This is a genomic window from Roseobacter cerffii (assembly GCF_054226325.1).
Genome location: NZ_CM135757.1, coordinates 1,472,229 through 1,491,503 on the forward strand (window position 1 = coordinate 1,472,229; position 19,275 = coordinate 1,491,503).

The 19,275-nt window shown below is 60.9% G+C and carries 18 protein-coding genes; 9 read left to right on the forward strand and 9 right to left on the reverse strand.

Features of this window, described 5'->3' with window-relative positions; translation table 11 throughout:
* Positions 1 to 10: 10 nt before the first annotated feature.
* Positions 11 to 1,180 carry an MFS transporter gene (locus tag ACVC7O_RS07220; RefSeq protein WP_458325407.1) on the reverse strand — a complete coding sequence of 390 codons (1,170 nt, stop codon included), beginning with the start codon at positions 1,178 to 1,180 and terminating at the stop codon, positions 11 to 13.
* Positions 1,181 to 1,246: 66 nt separating this feature from the next.
* On the opposite strand from ACVC7O_RS07220, the gene ACVC7O_RS07225 reads away from it, so the two are divergent.
* On the forward strand, positions 1,247 to 2,074 hold the full coding sequence (locus tag ACVC7O_RS07225; protein WP_458325408.1) for a LysR family transcriptional regulator: 828 nt from the start codon (positions 1,247 to 1,249) through the stop codon (positions 2,072 to 2,074).
* Positions 2,075 to 2,349: 275 nt separating this feature from the next.
* On the opposite strand, the gene ACVC7O_RS07230 is transcribed toward ACVC7O_RS07225, so the two are convergent.
* The 4 genes from ACVC7O_RS07230 to ACVC7O_RS07245 are packed head-to-tail and all read right to left on the reverse strand — an operon-like array spanning position 2,350 to position 6,145.
* Positions 2,350 to 3,138: a heme ABC transporter ATP-binding protein gene (locus ACVC7O_RS07230; protein ID WP_458325409.1), complete on the reverse strand. Its 789-nt coding sequence runs from the start codon at positions 3,136 to 3,138 to the stop codon at positions 2,350 to 2,352.
* Between the two features lies 1 nt (position 3,139).
* The gene (locus ACVC7O_RS07235; protein ID WP_458325410.1) at positions 3,140 to 4,246 is read right to left on the reverse strand and encodes a FecCD family ABC transporter permease; all 1,107 of its coding nucleotides are present in this window, start codon (positions 4,244 to 4,246) and stop codon (positions 3,140 to 3,142) included.
* On the reverse strand, positions 4,212 to 5,102 hold the full coding sequence (locus ACVC7O_RS07240; RefSeq protein ID WP_458325411.1) for a heme/hemin ABC transporter substrate-binding protein: 891 nt from the start codon (positions 5,100 to 5,102) through the stop codon (positions 4,212 to 4,214). The genes ACVC7O_RS07235 and ACVC7O_RS07240 overlap by 35 nt, the downstream gene beginning before the upstream one ends.
* On the reverse strand, positions 5,099 to 6,145 hold the full coding sequence (locus tag ACVC7O_RS07245; protein WP_458325412.1) for a hemin-degrading factor: 1,047 nt from the start codon (positions 6,143 to 6,145) through the stop codon (positions 5,099 to 5,101). The genes ACVC7O_RS07240 and ACVC7O_RS07245 overlap by 4 nt, the downstream gene beginning before the upstream one ends.
* Positions 6,146 to 6,341: 196 nt before the next feature.
* Here ACVC7O_RS07245 and ACVC7O_RS07250 point away from each other — a divergent pair, with 196 nt between their 5' ends.
* The 7 genes from ACVC7O_RS07250 to ACVC7O_RS07280 all read left to right on the forward strand — a co-directional run bounded on the left by ACVC7O_RS07250 (position 6,342) and on the right by ACVC7O_RS07280 (position 11,503).
* A complete protein-coding gene (locus tag ACVC7O_RS07250; RefSeq protein WP_458325413.1) occupies positions 6,342 to 8,351 on the forward strand; it encodes a TonB-dependent receptor domain-containing protein in 2,010 nt (669 codons plus the stop codon).
* A gap of 59 nt (positions 8,352 to 8,410) precedes the next feature.
* On the forward strand, positions 8,411 to 8,722 hold the full coding sequence (locus ACVC7O_RS07255; protein ID WP_458325414.1) for an antibiotic biosynthesis monooxygenase family protein: 312 nt from the start codon (positions 8,411 to 8,413) through the stop codon (positions 8,720 to 8,722).
* A gap of 124 nt (positions 8,723 to 8,846) precedes the next feature.
* Positions 8,847 to 9,260 (forward strand): hypothetical protein, encoded by a 414-nt coding sequence (locus ACVC7O_RS07260; protein WP_458325415.1) that lies wholly within the window; start codon positions 8,847 to 8,849, stop codon positions 9,258 to 9,260.
* Positions 9,260 to 9,919: a MotA/TolQ/ExbB proton channel family protein gene (locus ACVC7O_RS07265; protein WP_458326053.1), complete on the forward strand. Its 660-nt coding sequence runs from the start codon at positions 9,260 to 9,262 to the stop codon at positions 9,917 to 9,919. Before ACVC7O_RS07260 ends, ACVC7O_RS07265 begins: the two co-directional genes overlap by 1 nt.
* Positions 9,920 to 9,947: 28 nt before the next feature.
* Entirely contained in the window at positions 9,948 to 10,289 is a 342-nt protein-coding gene (locus ACVC7O_RS07270) for a biopolymer transporter ExbD (protein WP_458325416.1), read from the forward strand.
* Between the two features lie 3 nt (positions 10,290 to 10,292).
* Positions 10,293 to 10,667: an ExbD/TolR family protein gene (locus ACVC7O_RS07275; protein ID WP_458325417.1), complete on the forward strand. Its 375-nt coding sequence runs from the start codon at positions 10,293 to 10,295 to the stop codon at positions 10,665 to 10,667.
* On the forward strand, positions 10,664 to 11,503 hold the full coding sequence (locus ACVC7O_RS07280) for a TonB family protein (protein ID WP_458325418.1): 840 nt from the start codon (positions 10,664 to 10,666) through the stop codon (positions 11,501 to 11,503). Before ACVC7O_RS07275 ends, ACVC7O_RS07280 begins: the two co-directional genes overlap by 4 nt.
* Here the strand turns inward: ACVC7O_RS07280 and ACVC7O_RS07285 are convergent.
* Positions 11,500 to 12,426 (reverse strand): alpha/beta hydrolase, encoded by a 927-nt coding sequence (locus ACVC7O_RS07285; RefSeq protein ID WP_458325419.1) that lies wholly within the window; start codon positions 12,424 to 12,426, stop codon positions 11,500 to 11,502. The genes ACVC7O_RS07280 and ACVC7O_RS07285 overlap by 4 nt on opposite strands.
* Before the next feature lie 557 nt (positions 12,427 to 12,983).
* Between ACVC7O_RS07285 and ACVC7O_RS07290 the strand changes: the two genes are divergently transcribed.
* Positions 12,984 to 13,319 (forward strand): winged helix-turn-helix transcriptional regulator, encoded by a 336-nt coding sequence (locus tag ACVC7O_RS07290; protein WP_458325420.1) that lies wholly within the window; start codon positions 12,984 to 12,986, stop codon positions 13,317 to 13,319.
* A 400-nt stretch (positions 13,320 to 13,719) separates the two neighbouring features.
* On the opposite strand, the gene ACVC7O_RS07295 is transcribed toward ACVC7O_RS07290, so the two are convergent.
* The 3 genes from ACVC7O_RS07295 to ACVC7O_RS07305 form a co-directional block, all read right to left on the reverse strand.
* A complete protein-coding gene (locus ACVC7O_RS07295) occupies positions 13,720 to 14,763 on the reverse strand; it encodes an isoaspartyl peptidase/L-asparaginase family protein (protein ID WP_458325421.1) in 1,044 nt (347 codons plus the stop codon).
* A gap of 197 nt (positions 14,764 to 14,960) precedes the next feature.
* On the reverse strand, positions 14,961 to 18,083 hold the full coding sequence (locus ACVC7O_RS07300; protein WP_458325422.1) for an efflux RND transporter permease subunit: 3,123 nt from the start codon (positions 18,081 to 18,083) through the stop codon (positions 14,961 to 14,963).
* Complete coding sequence (locus ACVC7O_RS07305; protein ID WP_458325423.1) at positions 18,080 to 19,204, reverse strand: efflux RND transporter periplasmic adaptor subunit; 1,125 nt, start codon at positions 19,202 to 19,204, stop codon at positions 18,080 to 18,082. The genes ACVC7O_RS07300 and ACVC7O_RS07305 overlap by 4 nt, the downstream gene beginning before the upstream one ends.
* Positions 19,205 to 19,275 lie beyond the last annotated feature (71 nt).

The following is a 19,275-nucleotide window of genomic DNA, read 5'->3' on the forward strand; positions in this document are numbered from 1 at the left end:
CGTTACTGGCTCAGGATGCTGCGGGGCGCTCACTTAAAGTGCTCCGGCCGAGAATGATGGCCGATGCGATGGCAAATCCAGATGCAGAGAATATGACGGTTTGAAAGTCAGACACTTGCGCGATCAGGCCGGCAGCGGGCCCGGCAATGACAAGCGTGATCATCATCGTGTTCCAGTACATCGCCGTCGCGTAGGCGGGTCGATCTTCAGACAGCGATTGCACGAAGCTGATCGCCAGTGTCGAGAACAGTCCGAAGTAGAAGCCTTCAAGAGCAGCGCCGATGAGCATGTGTGGAAGCGATTGCACCGTTGCGAGAACAAGAATGGCAACGATCGCCAAGAGTGCCGTTCCGAACAACGAGGTCCGCAGTCCGAATCGTGCGATCAGGAACGGCGTAGAGAAGATCGCGAAGAGTTCTACGAACGTCTTAATACTGAAGGCCGCTCCTGGCGCGTAACCTGGTAGTCCGACCTCTCTCACGAAGAAAATTGGCAACGCCGAGAACGTGAGCGAGTGTGCAAGTGCCAGACAGAATACGAAAAGGACCGCGTTCCAGAGCTTGGCATTCGAAGCATTCTTCCCGGAATCGGGCGGCGCATCCAAAGCGGGTCGAACGGCGGCATCACGTGGACCTGTCCACCACCACAGACTAAGCCACAGGAGTGCTATTGCGGATGCGACCTGAAAGACAGTCTCCGGGCCCGCCTGATCGGCCACAGTGAAGCTTAGCGCGGGGCCGATCATCCAGGCTGTCGACGTTGTGGCGCGCATGTAGGCGTTAAAGGTGCTGCGCTTGATGGCCTTGCGATCTGCAATGACCCCGCCCACCGAAAACATGGTCGACATCGAACTTGATCCGATGCCAAAGCCAATCACACCGACGGTAATAACCGTCAGAAAATCTGGCGATAAAGAGAGCGCTATGGCTGCTACGACATAGCTTGCGGCTGCGAAACCGATCATTGGAAATGGATTTGCCCCCTGGTCGATCCGCTTCGCAAAGGTCCGGTTCGCGGAGATGACAGCAAGGGCGAAAAGACCTGTATAGACGCTGATGCTCCACGGCTCCTGATCCAAGCCGTCAACTATGTAAAAGCCCATGAACGAAACCGCCATCGCGTTGCAGACGGTTCCCACCAGAAGGAGCAAAAGCAAGAATACTGGGAGTGATGTCGGCATACCCCGTCAGGCTATGGAATTGCGCTACGTTGCAAAACAATACGATTTGAACTTATCGTTTCATTCATGAACGAATATCCGCTTGGCACAGAGCGTGTTCGCTGGAACGATTTGGCTGATTTTCTGGCGGTTGCGCGGGCAGGTGGGCTGGCGGCCGCGTCCAAGGACGTAGCCTCAAGCGCACCCACACTTGGACGGAGAATGCGGAGCCTTGAGCGCACCATTGACCGTGAACTTTTTGTGCGCCGTACGCATGGGTACGACTTGACGGACGCGGGCATCGAGTTGATGCGCGAAGTCGAAGCTGTTGCGGAACGCATCGCACGAGCGACGGCCAAACCGAGAGACGACAATCCGCCACTCGTCAAGCTGTCGGCAGGGGCGTGGACGTCTCTTGCGCTGGCGAGGCGCTGGCAGAACATCACTGGTGATCCGCCTGATGTTAGATTGCGCCTTGTGTCGTCCGAGGCAGTTCTAAGCATCAAACGGCGCGAAGCGTCGATAGCGATCCGGAACAAACGCCCAACCGAACCCGGACTTGCGGGAAGGAGGCTCGCCCGGAACGATTTCGCTGTTTATGCGCTGGCCCACGCACCATCTCGCTGGATTGTCCACACCGTGGATACGCCGTCATCGCGCTGGACCAAAGAGCGCGCAGGGCAGGATGTCTGCTATGAGGTGAGCCATCCGAGGCTTGCACTCGATCTTGCTTTGGCAGGTGCTGGCCAAGTCGTTTTGCCGACGTTCATCGGAGACGAGGAGCAACGTCTCGAGAGACGGTCTGAGGCTATCCCCGAGCTATCCCATGATGCGTGGCTGGTGGCGCATGACGATGACAGACATCTTCCGGAGATACGCCGGGTCATTGACCGCGTCGTCGCACTTCGATCGTGAGGCAGCCCGAACATCGCGAGCGCCAGAGCAGACCTCGAGGGTCGCGGGTGCTTTGTCAGGTTTGTCCCTGAACTTGCCCATCCATTTGACTGATAGCGTCTTCGTTGCAGCGAATGTCCGGTAAGTGGGCTGCGTCCGCAGCAAAAGAGGTGCAGGCCCAATTTCTCATATGGGCCGAAATATGACCTCGAAATCAGCTCTGGTGTGTTTGCGAGTGCATTCGTCATTTCTGTTTGGTGGCGCTATGCAAGACGCGCAAGTCAGAGTTGGCGAGCTCAAACGACGTCACAACGGTTTGTCGCTTGGGGCAGCAGATACCACCCGGAGGACATCGGGGGTGTTCGCGTCCGGATCAGACACCCGTATGTGTTTGTGAGGTTTTCATCGGTTAGCACTTGCTCCGGCCGACCGTCGGCGACGATCCTCCCCGATTTCATCAGCACGACATGATCTGCGAACATGGCGGACAGGTTGAGGTCATGCATCACCGAGACGACCCCACCGCCGGCATCCACATAGTCTCGTGCGATCTGCATGATCTGAAGCTGATGTCCGATGTCCAGGCTCGACACCGGCTCATCGAGCAGCAGCCAGCGCGGCTGCCCGGACACCAAGGGCTCCCAAACCTGACACAGGATCCGCGCCAGCTGTACGCGCTGCTGCTCGCCACCGGACAGCTCCTGATAAAAGCGCGCCTCATACCCGGCCAGGCCAACCCGCGCCAAGGCCCGGTGCGGCAGACGCGGGTCATTCGATGTGCCCTGACCTAGGCCCAGCCGCACCACCTCGATGGCCTGAAACGGAAAGGACATGGGTGTGGATTGCGGTAGAACCGCACGCAGGCTCGCCAATTGCCATGCCGGTGTTGTCGCGATGTCGTAGCCTTCGACGCGGACCTCTCCGTCACACTTGATCTCTCCGGTCAACGCCTTGAGCAGGCTCGTCTTGCCTGATCCATTTGGCCCGACAATCGCTGTCAGCGCACCCGGGTGTGCAGTGAAATCCAAGCCTTCGAGGACTGGCTTACGCCCGTACCGCAGCGTGACATCTCTGGCGCTGATCACTTCACAGATCCACCACGTTGCGGCGGCGCAGGAGAATCCAAAGGAAAAACGGCGCGCCCAGCACCGCGGTGACAATCCCGATGGGCAGCTCCGCAGGTGCCACAACGAGGCGTGAGACAATGTCCGCCAACAGCAGCAGGCTGGCGCCCAGCAGCGCCGAGTTGATCAGCAGCCCATGATGGTCGGGGCCGGTCGCTAGGCGCAGCAGATGCGGCACGACGATCCCGACAAACCCGATGCCGCCCGACACAGCAACCGCCGCACCCGTAGCCGCGCTGACCGCAAGTATCGCGATGTTCTTGGTCCGCTGTACGTTGATCCCGATGTGGTGGGCCGACGCTTCGCCTAGAGCAAGCCCGTTGAGTCCCCGCGCGAGCGTGGTGGCTATGAACGTGGCCATCAGGATCACGGGCCCCGCAATCATGACCTTGGCCCATGAACTGCCCGAGAGAGAGCCCAGCTGCCAGAACGTCAGCTCACGCAGCTGCATGTCATCCGCGTGGTAGATCAGCAGGCCTGAAAGCGCGCTTGTCAGCGCGGCCAAGGCGATCCCGGCCAGCAGCATCGTGGCCACCGAGGTGCGCCCTGAGCGTGTCGCAACCGCGTAGAGCAGCAGCATCGACGCCCAGGCGCCCACGAAGGCCATCACAGGTAGCAGCGCATCCCCGAAATACGCCGCAACGCCAAAGGGAAGCGCACCGCCCACCACGATGGCCAGTAGGGCGCCAAGACCTGCACCAGCGCTCACGCCCAAAAGCCCGGGGTCAGCCAGTGGGTTGCGGAAGAGCCCCTGCATCACCGCCCCTGAGACTGCCAAAGCTGCACCGACAAAGGCACCCAGCATTGTCCGCGGCGCGCGGATGTCCCAGAGGATCACCGCTTCGGTCGCCGCCGCGCCCTGACCGGTCACAAGGCTCCACAGCGCGCGCCAAAGCGAGGTGCCCGATGCACCCACCGCAAGGCTCGTGACACAAACCGCGATCAGGCACAGCGTCAGCACCCCGTGCAATTGTCGCGCCCGGTGGCGGCGGTCCACCACCACGCCTATGCTCTGGTCGGCCAGCGCCACAGCGTCAGCCTGCTGTATAGAGCGCGCTGTGCAACTCACGAACCGCCTCTGCCGTGCGGGGTCCGAACCCGAGCAGGAGCAGGCCGTTCATCCGCACCACGGCCTCCCGCTGCGCCGCGGGCGTGGTGCGCAGGGCGGGCATCGCGAAGAGTTCGGCGTTGCTGCTGGCGTGATCTCCCGCACGATCCATCATCAGGATTACGTCGGGCGCGGCGGTTGCAATCGCCTCCGCGGTCACGGACTTGTAACCTTCGAATGTGTCGATCGCGTTGTCTCCGCCCGCCAGTTCGATGATCGCATCCGCCGCTGTCTCCGCGCCTGAGGCCATCAGTCGCCCGCCTTGCGTACTGAGCAGGAACAGCACCCGCGGGCGCGACGCCTCTACGCGTTCGATGTCGTCTGCCGTCGCCTGCAACTGCGCCAATACCTCATCAGCAAGCATTGCCGCCTTGTCGGGCACACCGAGGACCGCGCCCACGGCGTTGATCTTCTCGGCAATCTGCTCGGGCGTACGCGCCTGCGGCATCTCTACAAAGGGAACCTGCGCGGACTTCAAAAGCTCCAGCGCGTCTGGCGGCCCGGCTCCGGCTTCGGAGATGATCAAATCCGGCTGGGCGCTCAGCACACCCTCGGGCGAGAGCGCCCGGATGTATCCCACATCCGGCAGGTCCAGCGCGGCCTGCGGAAAGCTCGAGGTGGTATCCCGTGCGACAAGACGGTGATCTTCGCCAAGCGCAAAGACGATCTCGGTCACTGAGCCACCAAGCGACACGATCCGGCTGGCACTGCTGTCCGCACGCGCATTCGACGTGGCAATCCCCAGCGCCAGAAGGATCAGCGTGATCATCAGACTAACGCGGTCACTCAGCGTCATGCGGCCCTGTCTGAACTTCATTGTGCTGCCTCCACTTCAAGCGACGGCAGGTCGTCGACGATCTCGCGCCATGCCGGGCGGCTGTCGCGCCCCTCCTTGCCGAGCCCGAAGACCTGGAAGATCAACATGCCCCGCGCATCAAATGCCTCAACCGAGACCGCCGGGCCGCGCTGCGTGGGCTTTTCCACCGCCCAAACCTCTGCGACGTGATCACCACGCAGGTGTAGGTTGAAGCGGGGGTCCATCACGTTCCGCCAGGGCCCCATCGGTTTGAGCGTCCCAATTGGGCCGGTGTGGATCTGGATGCAGCCACGATTGCCGACAAAGAGCATGATGTCGATCTGCCGGTCCCGAACGGCCTCAAACATCGCGTTCACGGCCCGCGGCGGAAGCGCTCGCACAAACGGCGTGCCCGCGATCCGGTAGGCGCCCAAGCGGTTCATCTTCAGCTTCGACGCGAGGCGCAGGAACTGGTGGGTGTCCGTCATCCGGACCCATTCCTTGCGCAGAATATCGAGTTTGCCGGGATCAGATTTGGGCGCCTCCGGCGGCTGGCGCGGTTTTACGGTCAATGTCGCGTCCTGATCGCGCAGAGCGATCTGCGCTCTGGCCTCCGCCCATGGCGCCTCGACATCATCGCCACGCAGGAAGATCTTGTGCACCGCATCGCCTGCCGCATCGAACACCTGCAGGCTGCGGCGCAGCCCTGCGTCAGTCTCTGTCTCGACCATGTAGGCATGGCGCCAGTGGTTGGGGAAAATCCGCAGGTCGATGTCTTCTGTCAGCACCATCGCCGCATGGGACCCCGGGTGGTAATTGTCATACACACCGATCTTCTCATGCACGCAGGAGACATTGCGCGTCAGCGCCATGGTCTCGCCAAAGGTCGCGGCGGCATGCATGATCTGATCTGGATGCGCCACTACAGCCGTGGCGCCAAAGCCCACGTGGGCCGCCACGAGCTGCGCTTCGCTGATCTGCAGCCGCTCCGCCAGATCGCGGTCGCGGAACTTCGGATCTGCGGCCCGGGCTGCGCGAATGTCTTCGGGGTTGAGGTCGGTCATCACTGCGCACCAATCTTGTCGGGGGATCAAAACTGGCTCGGTGGATCGTCTCACCTGGCTTTCGGTATTCTTGACATTTTTAGTAAGTTTAAGATAGTCGTTCAAGAGGCAAGCGAAAAGCTTGTCTGAAATTATCCAAATTGACTGTGGCCAGCCTCTTGCAAGCTCACGAATTAGCCAGCTTCGAGGGGACCCCATGTCATTTTTATCTTCGCGCATCGTGTTGCGCGCCACCACTGTCGTGCTCATCGCCGCACCGGGCAGCGTTTGGTCGCAAGCGCTGGAAGAGGATGAGACATACCTCGGCACAATCGTGTTGGGGGAGAGCAAGCGGGATGTCGCCACAGACGCCGCGATTCCCACCACCACCATCGACGAGACCGAGATCAAAGACCGGCAGGCCGGAACTATCGCTGAGCTGATCGACTCCGTCCCCGGTGTCACGCTGGTCAACGGCGCGACCGCCGCAGGCTCCGGCATCAACATTCGGGGCTACGGCGCCAACGGAACCTTCGGTACCGATCAGAAGGTGCTCATCCAGGTCGATGGCGCCACCAAGGGCAGCGAGGAGTTGTATCGCATCGGCACACAGCTCTATACCGACCCGTTTCTCTTCCGCGAGGTCGAGGTCATTCGCGGCACCATCGGCTCCTTCGAGTACGGCTCGGGCGTTTTCGGCGGGGTGGTGCGGCTGGAGACGATCAACGCCTCCGACATCCTCGGCGATGAGTTGGGTTTCGGCGGGCGGCAGACCTTCGAATTCTCTTCGAACGGCGATGGCCTGACCAGCTCGACGATACTCGGGTGGAAGCCCGACGAGAACCTGGAACTGCTCTTCAACTACACCCGCCGCACCCTTGGCGTGCGCGAGGATGGCGATGGGGACGAGATCAACGCGGCTGCGGGCGATCTGGACGACCCGTCCTACCTCATCAAGGGCCGGTACACCTTTGGCGACGACCGCGCGCATTCGCTGACCTTCAGCTATTCCAACACCGAGCAGGAGCAGTTCGACGTTCCATATGACACCTTCGGTCTCGCCAATTTCGGGAACGTCGACCGCTTTATCGAAAACGAGGTTGCCAGCCTGCGCTATAACTACAACCCGGCGGGCAATGATCTGGTCAATCTTGATGTCGAGCTGACCTATTCCGATGAGCTCGTGGAGAGCGAGGCCATCGACCGCACTTTGCCTGTTGGCACGCTCGGCCTTCTCGATGCCGACAACCGCTACCAGACCACCACGCTGCGCATCCGCAACACCGCGCTCTTCAGCACCGGCTCGGTGCAGCATGAGTTGCGCGCGGGCGCCGAGTATATCTGGCGCGAGCGTCAGGATGCCTCGGACGGGTCTGCCCCAGGCGGTGACAAGGAGGTCTTCGCGATCTATGTGGTCGACGAAATGCAAATCGGTGACGCCTGGACGATCATGCCTGCGCTGCGCTACGAGACCCAGAAGATCACCGAGGACCCAGTTAACGGCGTGTCGGAATTCAGCGATGATGCGCTGATGGGTGGGCTTTCGGTGCGCTACGCCTTTGACAATGGCATCGCCCTCTTCGGTTCGGCGGCCTATACTGTGAACCTTCCCATCGTCGATGATATCGAAAGCGACCTCATCTTCCAGTCGGAGCGCGCCACCACCTATGAGCTGGGCGTCTCCTATGAGGGCCTCGATGTTTTCGAGGCGGGCGACACCCTCGCGCTCAAGCTTAACTATTATACGCAAGCTTCGGACAGCGTGACGACCCTCCGTGCGATGGGAGATCCGCTGGCCTCGGTGGATGAAGTCGACCGGGACGGTTTCGAGCTAGAGGCTTCCTACACGCGGCAAAACGGGTTCTATGTTGATCTCAACGCTCATATCTCCGACGGCGAGGAGACGCTGCTCAATGGCACAGTGCAAGACTATCGCTTCAATCCGGCGGATGCGCTGCGGATCACGCTCGGCCAGCGTCTCAGCGAGACCTGGGATCTCAGCTACGAGCTCGTGACCCAGCGCCGCTATGACGAGGGCACCGATGTCTCCCCCGGCTTCGGTGTCAGCAACCTGCGCGCCACCTACGTGCCCCAGCGCGGTATGCTCGAGGGCACTGAAATCCGTTTCGGCGTCGAAAACGTCTTTGACAAGCTATACCAGCCGCGTCTGTCGACCCGCAATGCGACCGGGCGCAATTTCATTCTGACCGTTGCCGCAACCTTCTGACCTTGATCGCGGCTTCAAAGAGGCCAAGAGAAGAGAAAGCGATCCAATGGAGACCACAGATGTATATTGCCATGAACCGATTCACCGTCCGCCCCGAAAACGCGGAAGCCTTTGAGGCGCTCTGGCTGGGGCGCGACAGCCATCTCAAGGACATGGAGGGCTTTGTCGAGTTTCACATGCTGAAAGGTCCGGAAGCGGGGGGCACGATCCTCTACGCCTCGCATACCGCCTGGGCCTCGGAAGACGCTTTCCGCAACTGGACGCGCAGCACCGCCTTCCGCGAAGCGCACAAGAATGCTGGCGACACCGCCAAGCTGCATGAAGGGTCGCCCACCTTCGAAGGGTTCGCGACGATCCAACACATCGTCTGACGCGCGAGGGCCGCGGTTTGATCCCGCGGCCCGAACCAGCTAGATTACCACTACACTCCAGCAACTGCCACGTGGCATCGCCAGGGTCTTTTCCAACTTTGTTGAGACCAATCCGGGGATGCCGATGCACCGATTTCTTCTTTCACTTGTTGCGGTGCTTGTCCCGTTTTGCGCCCTGGCGGATGAGGCCGCGCAGATCGGGATCGAACTGAATGCCGCTGAAACCGACGGGCAAAGCTGCAGGCTCACCTTCGTGATCCAGAACGACCTGGCCGCGTCCGTCGATGAACTGGTGCTGGAGACAGTCCTGTTTGACGCCGCGGGTCAGGTGGACCGGCTGACGCTCTTCGACTTTGGCGCGCTGCCTGAAGGGCGGCAGCGGGTCCGCCAATTCGCGGTCGATCAGATAGACTGTGATGATCTCGGCCACATCCTCTTCAATGGAACAGAGCGTTGCACTGGCAACACGCTGACGCCTGCGGCTTGCGAGGCAGCCCTCATAGCGAGGTCGCGCACGCCAATCGAGGTCCTGCAATGATGGAGGTGATATCGGCATGGCTCGCCCCTGTTCGCGACCTCGTAGAGACGGGCGGGCCGGTGGTTCTGCTATTGCTGATCATCTCGGTGCTGACCGTCGCGGTGATCCTCTACAAGCTCTGGCAGTTCGCAAGCGCGGGTGTCGGGCGCCACCGCTCGCTCTTGCGCGCCATCGCGGCCATCGATGCGGGCGACACAGCCGGCGCACACGATGCACTCGCCCGGTCCGCCAGCTATCTCGCGCCGCTGGCCGGGCACGCACAGCAGAACGCACAGAGCCGGGAGCGTCTGGCCATCGAGGCCGAAGGCGCCTTCGCCCGCCTCGAACGCGGCTTTCGCTGGCTTGATACGGTTGCCCAACTGGCGCCGCTGCTGGGGCTCTTCGGCACGGTTCTGGGCATGATCGACGCGTTCCAGGCCCTGCAGGACGCGGGTGCGCAGGTCGATCCGTCAGTGCTGGCCGGTGGCATCTGGGTCGCGCTTCTGACCACCGCTGCCGGGCTTAGCGTCGCGATGCCCGCCGCCCTCGCACTCAGCTGGTTCGAAGGGCGCATGGCGGGTGAACGCCTGCTGGCAGAGAGACTGCTGCACACCTTGCCTGCCACCGCCGAGGCGCTGCCTACGAACGATGTCGGCCGGTCGCATGTGTCTCATGCTTAGCGCGCCCCGGGCCCGACGGCGCCTGTCGATGACATCCCTCATTGATGTCATCTTTCTGTTGCTGCTCTTCTTCATGCTGTCCTCGACCTTCTCACGGTTTGTCGAGGTCGAGCTGGCGGCCGCTGACCCGGTCGGTAGCGATGCGCAGGGAGCGCCACCCCTATTCCTGCAGCTGTCCGTTGACCACCTCACCGTGAACGGCACACCGCACACGCTCGACGATCTGCAGCAGAGCCCGCTGGCGGAGGTTGCCCCAAGCACCAACGCGCTGCTCAGCCTGCGCGGCCCCGTCGATGCTCAGCGTCTGACCGACGCGCTTGTGGCGCTGCGCCAATTCCCCGACATCACGCTTACCGTTCTGGGCCGCTGACAGATGCCCGCGCGGCGACATAAGCGCGAGCCGACGATTGCGCTGATCAACATCGTGTTCCTCATGCTCGTGTTTTTCATGGTCGCAAGCACGTTGAGCACGCCCATAGACGGGCCGCTGGCCCTAGTCCAAACTGCCGAGCTCGACGGCAACCTGCCGCTGGATGTGCTGGTCCTGCACGCCAATGGCAACATGCGGTCCGGAGGCGAGCCGGTGGACAGCCTGTCACGCTTCTACGCCAGCCTGGCCGATACCACGCAGCTTCGCCTGCTGCCTGACCGCGCGCTGCCCGCTGCAGACCTCATCCGGGTCGCCGCAGACCTGAAGGCCCTCGGCGCGGGCCAGGTCCTGATCATCACCGAGCGGAGCCTGCCATGACCCTGCGGCTCACCTTCGTGAAATCCGCAGCGCTGGTGAGCGCATCGGCGCTGCACCTGCTGATCCTGCAGCCCTGGCAGACGCCGGAGCCTGCACTGACGGAGGCGGGCTCCGGCGCCGCAATTGCCACGTTGGGCACAAGTTTCGTGGATATGGTTGCTGGCACACAACAGCCCGCGCGTCCGCAACAAACGCTTACTGCGGACCCGACGAAGGACGAGACCGAGCACATGGCCGCACAGCCCGCACCACAACCGGCCACCGTCAAAAGCGCGCGTCCCCTCGAACCGCAAAGAAAGGCCGCCCGTCCAGTGGCTGAAACCGAGCACCGACCACCAACGAAGGACGTCACCGAAGCCACGACGCCGCCAAGGGCCTCGACCAGTCTGACCACGTCACTGCGCCCGAAGCTCCGCCCGGACCGACCGCAACCCGCGCGCAGCCCGGCGCCGCCCCCAGCCGATACGGGGCAGGCGGCACAGAATGCCGTGCAGGGGGTTGCATCCGGCCAAGCCAGTGCAACGGCCAAGACACAAGGTCGGCCAACCGCGAAACCTTCCGCCTCAGGCACCGCAGCGGCCACCAATTACCCCGGTGTGGTCATGCGCTACATCGCGCGCCAACGCCGTCCGGACCTGGGTGTCCGAGGCACGGCGGTGATCGACTTCACCATCGCTGCGGACGGGCGACTGGCGCAGGCGCAGGTGGCGCGCAGCTCTGGATCATCGGCCCTCGACCGGGCTGCATTGCAGATCGTGCAACGCGCGGCCCCCTTCCCACCGCCCCCCGACGGGGCACGGCGCAGCCACTCCGTCGGGATCAAGGGCCGAGGTTAGTCTTGCGCTGAGATGAACGCCACAATCGCAGGAACAAGCTCGGGGTGAAGCGGATGCGTGTGGTCCGTATAGGTCGCGAACGGCTGCCCCGGCACGTCTGCCTTCAACATATGCGTCATATCTTCGAGTATATGGGTCTCCGCGTGAGGCAAGGCTTCTTGCAAACGCGCCGCGTCCTCTACACCGATCTGCATATCGGCGCCCCCTTGCACAATCAGCACCGGCAGCCCCAGCGCTGCGCCTGCGTCTTGCGGATCATAAGAAAAGAGGTCGATCATGTAGCGCTGCAGGCCCGGCTGAAACATGGGCCGCAGCTCCGCGGAGATGTCATCGACAGGCCGGCTCTGCCCGGCCTCCAGATCGTCGATTATGGCTTCCAGCTCTGGGAGGAAGGGCGCATTGGCCGGGTTCGCGCGGATCTGCCCACGCATGACCTCGCTTATCGGGCGCCCCGCAGTGGCCAGCAGGATCACGCCACAGAGCTCAACCGGCGGCTTGGCTGCGGCAACCAGCGCGACGAGCCCCCCCTCGGAATGCCCTGCCAGCCAGACACAGGGGGCTTTCTCCGCAGCCTTGCCAACCCAGCCCCGTGCATCCTCGGCGTAAGCAGCGATGGTCACCGCATTCGGGTCTGAGATAGCCGCGGCGCTGCCAAAGAAACCCCGCTTGTCGATCCGGAGGGAGGAGATGCCCGCCGCGGCCAGGGCCCCGGCGAACAGGCGGTAGCTGTCAGAGTGCAGGCCAACTTGTGGCCCATTGCCGTCGCGGTCAATCGGCCCCGAACCGGGGACAAGAACGACAACATGTCGCGCGTCGGGCGCGGCGACGTACGCGCTGGACAACGCCCCCTTAGGTCCAGGGATCGTCAGCTCTTCGGCGGCGGCGTTCTGACTTTGAAGCGCAATTGCAAAAGTCATTGCCATCGCCAATACCCTCATCGACATGATCCCTTTGTTGCGGGCCGCGCACTGCGCGATCTTCTCGTGAGTTTCTTGCGGTTGTCGTGCAATCGCGGGTTTGGCCGCCCATATCCGCAAGCGCAACAACGCGAATGTGCTAATCTGAACGCCTCTGATCAAAAAGCAAGATCAATATCGTCGTGACACAGGAGAGATAGAGCCAGTCAGCGAAGCCTAGATCGACTACCGACAATGGAAGTTCAGAGGTGAGGACGGATCGGAATAATACCCAAATTGCCGTTGTTGAAAGAGGAACGTCAACGGGTTTGCGGGATCGTTGGCCAATGAGCGCGCATGACGTTTTTAGTAAGCGTCGAAGGATTGCCGTAGGCGCTGGCGCAAGACCAGAAATGCACGGATCGTAGAGAATTGCCGCAAATGTATGAGTTCGGAGGAGGGATTTCTTGGAAGCTCCGGCTTTAGGTCTCCTCCGGTCAGTTCATGGAACGGCCGAGTCAAATGCGCTGGAAAACTTCGCTTAGCCTTAACTGTCTGACGTCAGGGCCAATGGGACAGTGAAGATGACGATGCAATTCGACCGGGATCTGACAGTTGAAGATTGCCCGGTTGAAGTCGCGGTTGCGATGATCGGAGGAAAGTGGAAGCCGGTTCTTCTTTTCCATGTCATGATGGGCGCGAAACGCTATTCCGAGCTCAAAAAACTGGTGCCTCGCGCTTCCGATCGGATGTTGACCCGATCCTTGCGGGAGTTGGAAGAAGACGGGCTCGTGAACGGTGATATCTTCCCGGAAATGCCCGTCCGCGTCGAATACTCGCTCACAACCGATGGCAAAACCCTCTATCCCATCCTCGCAGAAATGAGCCGATGGGGCACCAATCGACAGAAGACCGAATAGGACGAAGTCCTCGAAGCAGGCATTTAGTTTCATCCCGCGAACGGCAGGGTTATCCCGCGGACTGTGAGTTCGACCATCACTAGATTTTCCGTTCGTGTCGAACGTCTAGTTCGGTGAAGCTGCAACGCGGCGCGTGATGAGCCGACGAATGGCAGCTCCGGGCCGTCCTGATGTGCCAGCGGTTCCACCAGAATGCGGATGTTGTGCCGTCTCCGAGGTTGGCGGGGGCTCAGACCAGACCCAACGACGATCGCTCGTTATTCATGTTCGCTGGTTCTAGAGACGCTGCTGGACGCTTGACCAAGGTCCGGGTCGTCGATGGAGGAGACTGTGAACTCTACGGGCTGCGAAGCAAGTGGGACCATTGGCGAAAAAGACGGCGCCGCAGGATAGCCGAGTTTCATTTCCCAGCAGCGTCGCGCCAGGTCGCTGCCTCGCTTAACAATCCCGTCGAGTTGAAGACTGTGATGGTGTTGCCGTTTGCATCGACTGCGATGAGCCCACCTTCGCCCGCAATGTCTCCGAGCGTCTCGAAAACCGCACCGCGCGCGGCCTCCTCGATTGATTGTCCGCCCCACCGCATCCGCGCGGCAACGTCGTGCGCCAGAGCGGTCTTGAGGAAGCTTTCTCCGTGGCCGGTGGAGGCGACAGCGACAAGGCCGTTTTCCGCATAGAGGCCCGCGCCGGGAACGGGTGTGTCGCCGATGCGCCCAGCCATCTTGTCCTCGAAACCTCCGGTAGACCCCGCTGCCGCGAGATCGCCGCATCGGTCCAGGGCCACGGCCCCGACGGTGCCCTTCTGTTCGAAATCGGCCTTCGGCACAACGGACTGGAAGTAATTGGGGTCGACCGCTTCCGCGCCGAGCGCGGCGAGCGTCTCGTCGGCATCGGTTCCGGACAACAGAACGTGGGGCGTCCAGATCATAACGAGCTTCGCCCCGCGAATGGGGTTCTTCAATCGTCTGACGCCCGCAACCGCGCCCACGTTAAGGTCGCGGCCGTCCATGATGGCGGCGTCGAGTTCGACGAACCCTTCCCGGTTCAAGATCGCGCCGCGGCCAGCGTTGAAGATCCCTGCATCTTCCATGAGCACAACCGCTTCCTCGACAGCCGAAAGGGCGGGCGCGCCTCGGCGCAGCCAGTCCCCGGCGCTTTGCGCGATCTCACGGAGAAGACGGGTCCTGTTCGGGTCATCGTCCGTACCCCAATAGGCACCGGCGTGGACAATGAGGGCAAAACGCTCGCTGTCGTCGCATGCGAGCTTCGGATTCGCCATCCGAGCTTCCATCCATGCCATGTCGGCACGCGCAGATTGGGAAAGCGACAGACACACCGCGCAACAGAGGAAGCCGAACAGAAAGACCGCGCTGAGGACTTGGTTTAGGGTCATGGCAATGGGGTATCCTCGCTCCGATCCGAGATCATCTGTGTGTACCATGTTCATCCTACGAGCGGTTACCCTTCGAGAGGGAGACCTATTTTGGCGGGCAAGCCTGTCCGGATCGCACATAACTGGCGATGAGGATGGAACCCGTTCGGAGGGTTGCCGAAGCATCCATCCCATCTATTCTAAACATGCAAAAGTCGAATTGACTCCAGTGAGCCTTCGCCATGCGATGCACCAATGTATTGTTCGGCGGATCAATCCAACCGTCTAAAGACGTCCGACGCCGATCCTGCCGCCAGGTCGTCTTGGAGACGTTTCGCGGCAAAGCCAGGTTCTGCTGCCCAAACGGCGATGTAGCGATAGAAAATGGGCGTCAGGAATAGGGTGAAGATTGTTGCAAAGCCAAGTCCGCCGACAATGACCCACCCGACCGCAATGCGCGCCTCTGCCCCTGCACCGAAGGTCATGATCAGCGGCAGCCCGCCACAGACTGTCGAAACCATTGTCATCATCACAGGTCGGATCCGCAGGCTGACGGCATTGCGGATCGCTGTATCGATATCCTGTCCGCGTTCGCGCAGCTGGTTGGCAAACTCCACGATCAGGATGCCGTTCTTGGCCATGACCCCGATCAACAGAACGAGGCCGATCTGGCTGTAGTAGTTCAGTGACCCGCCGGTTACGGAGATTGCCAATAATGCGGCGGCGACACCAAAAGGCACCGTGAGCATGATCACGACAGCACTTGAGACACTTTCGAACTGCGCAGCCAGAACCAGAACCACAACGAGCAAAGCAACGCCGAACACGATGTAAAGGGCGCTCGTGCTGTCATCCAACTGCGCAGCCTCCCCGGTGAAGATGAGTGCGGTCCCGTCAGGTAGCACCTCGTCTGCAAGGATTTGTGCACGCGCCATCGCAGTGGAAAGATCGATGCCATCCGGCAAACTCGCCTCAAGTGAGATAGTCAGCGCGCCACCCTGGCGCTCGATTTGCGCCCGTGCGACGGCCATTTCCAGCGCGGTGAAAACCGACATGGGCATGTAGCCGCCATCGGGCAACAAAACGGAGACCGAAGCAACATCCGACGGATCGTCGATCGGCGGACCGCCTGGCGTGAGGACGATGTCCACTTCGGTGTCATTCTGGAACACGCTGACCGCAATTTCTCCCTGTACGTAGGCGCTGATAAGCGCACTCAGGTCCGCCGGAGAGATACCCGTATCGCTTGCGACCGACTCATCAATGCTGACCTGTAGCTGGGCGCTGACTAAAGTATCCGCCAACTGCGGATTGAGGAAGGCGTCGTCTTGCGCCATGGCAGCGACGAGGTCACCGGCGGCGTTGGTCATCGCTTCAAGATCGGTGCCGGTCACCGCTAGATCGAGCCCAGTGCTGCTGCCGCTTCCACGGATATTGAGGCTGTTGGTTGACCGCGCACTCACCTCCACTCCAGGGATCGCGGACAATTCTCTGCTGATATCAACGATGAAAGCTGACTGCGAAAAGTCCCGGTCTTGCCAATCAGGCAAGCGCACGATGATGAAGGCGCTCGTCCCGCCACGTACGCCGACGATGCTTTGCACCGTCTCGATGTCTCCGTTTTCCAGATAGGGGGCGAGGACGTCTTCGATCATCATGGCTTGTGTGTCGAGATAGGACAGGGAAGTATCCGATGCCCCGCGTGCCTGGACCAGAAAGAAGCCGCGATCCTCCGACGGTGTGATCTCGGAGGGGAGGGTGTTGGCGGCCCCGAGCGCGATGATCACGAATGCTCCCGCGATCGCGATCACAAGGATCGGGAGCCGGATCGCACAATCCAAGACGTTGTCGAACGCACCGCCCAATCTGCTTCGGGTCTGCGCGCCGTCGGCCAGGTTCGCTACGCGCTTCCCAGGGTCCAGCAGGGCGGCCAGCACAGGAGTTAACGTCAACGCGGTGAAAGAGGAAAGCGTGACCGCAAAGGCCAGCACAAAGCCGAATTCGGAAAACACGCCTCCCGCTTCCCCGGGAAGGAATGAGATCGGAATGAACACGGCCGCCAGCGTAGCGGTGGTGGAGATAACGGCAAAAAACACCTCGTTCGTGCCCGCCGCCGCGGCAGCAAATGCCCCAAGGCCCTCTTTGCGTTTGCGGGCGATGTTCTCGATTACGACGATTGCATCGTCAACGACCATGCCCGTCGCGAGCACGAGCGCAAGAAGGCTAATCGTGTTGATGGAGAACCCCGTCAGCCAGATAGCGGCCAGTGTGCCGACCAAGGCTACTGGAATGGCAATCGCCGGGATGAACGTCGCCCGGAACGAGCGCAGAAAGACGAAAATCACGACGATGACGATGACTGTCGCAAAGAGAATGGATTTCACGACCTCCTGAATAGACTGTTCGATGAAGACACCGTCATCGGACGCCACGAACAGCTCAACGCTGTCAGGCAACTGTGACTGGAGCTCTGCAACGGCGGCATTCACCCCACGCGAGATGTCGAGCGTATTGGCCGTTGATTGCCGCGTGATATCGAGGCCGACTGCTGTTTGGCCGTTCATGCGTGACAGGACGCTGCTTTCTTCCGGAGCCAATTGCACAAAGGCGATATCAGCCACGATCGTTGTGGCGTTGATGCGGAGGTTGCTAACGGTTTCGATGGTCACGTCTTCATTTGCAACGCTGAGCGAGAGGAGTTGATCCGTCGTCTCCAACTCGCCCAGCGGTGTATCGTCCCGCAAGGTCTGCAGGGCGGTGCTGACATCGTCGATCGTCAAGCCACGGCTCACGAGAGACGGGATATCAAGCGTTACTCGAAACTCGTTGGACCGGCTGCCGCGCACAGTGACTTCGGCGATGCCGTCGATCGTAGTCAATCTGTCGTAGATCACACCTTCGGCAATCTCGGTGAGGTCTGCGAAGGATGCGTCACCCCGAAGGGCCAACCGGATGATGGCATCGGAATTGCTGTCCGATTTGCTCACATTCGGGTCGTCAATGTCATCTGGCAAGTGCCGTAGTGTTTCAGAGACGATTTCGCGAGCCTCGTTTGCGGCGACATCAACATCGACACTGTCAGACAGGTAGATCGTAATCCGGCTGTCCCCCGCACTGGAGGTGGACTCCAAGTAGGACAGACCCTCGAGCGCGCTCAACGCGTCCTCCAGAGGCCGGGTGATTTCGGAATCAACAGTCGAAGGTACTGCACCTTCGTAGATTGTCTGAACAGACAGGACCGGTTGATCGACATCAGGCATTTCTCTGACGTCCACGCCGGACAGGGCCGCCAACCCGGCGATTAGGACAAGTAGATTGATGACGATCCCGAAAATCGGTCTTGCAACGAATACATCGGCAAACCCTGACCGGTGTAGAACGCGCTCTAGGCTCATGTTGAGATACCCGCAGCAGCAACCGTAGTGCCATCGCGTAGCTTGAGGGCGCCCTCGACCACGATCTGCGCGCCAAGGGGAGCTTCTGTCTCAATCCAAATCTGATCGCCATCCCTGTAGCGGATCGTGACAGAATGTCGTGTGGCTCTGCCGTCTTCGACTACCCAGATACTAGCGCCATCTTGAGCCCAGGTAATCGCCGTTGACGGCACAACAGGCATAGGGTCTGTCTCTTCGACTACCCGCACACCAAAGGACATACCTGCCCACAACAACCCATCCGAGTTGTCGATTTCCGCTCGCACGGTCGCACTGCGCGTGACGCTGTCCAGCCGGGTGTCGAAAGCGATGATTTCGCCGTGAAAGATCCGGCCGCGATAGGTTGGCGTGCCGATCAGGACTTCTTTTCCAGCCTCCAGCAGGCCTACCGATCGTTCGGGCACCTCGAATTCCGCAACGATGACACTGGGGTCTTCCACAGTGACAACTGGATCGTTGATGTCCAGATAGCCACCGACCTGAAGATCGCTCAGGCCCAATTGCCCTGAGAGCGGCGCACGGATGACTCGCTCTTCGATCGTGTTCTTGGACAGGGCGACGTTGGCCTCTGCTAGGCGCAACCCAACTCTAGCCTCAGTCAGGTCGGCGTCTGTATTTGTCCGGACACCGGTTTTGGCAAGCGTTACGTATCGGTCCAGCGTTGCCTCCGCGAGGTCACGCTCGGCGAGCGCTATGTCGAGTTCGAGTTGCTCTGATGCGTCGTCAAGCTGCACCAGGACATCGCCGGAATCGACATGCCCATTTGACGGCAATTGAAGGTCCGTGATTTGACCTGCTTCGGTCGCGACGACATCGACACTGCGTAGCGAAGTGGCTGTCCCGATGGTGCGCAATGTCAAGGCATAGGTCTGGGCCTCCAGAGGAGCGAGCACCACCGCGTTGGCCTCCGTTCCCCCACGTCCCTCGGGTCGCTGTCTGGGTTGGGGAGCTGCCGTTCGTTCCTCTTCCGATGCAGCTGTTTGATCAAATGCGGCGCCGATTTCTAACGGAGCGACAAAGGTAAAAACGTATGCTCCACAGAGTATTACGAGGGAGGCGAGTGCGGTCAGAAAATTCTTCAAGAGACTGACTTTCATAGTGAGAGAGCGAAAGCAACATGGGCTTTTGAACATCAAACGTTGCGGTCGACCGC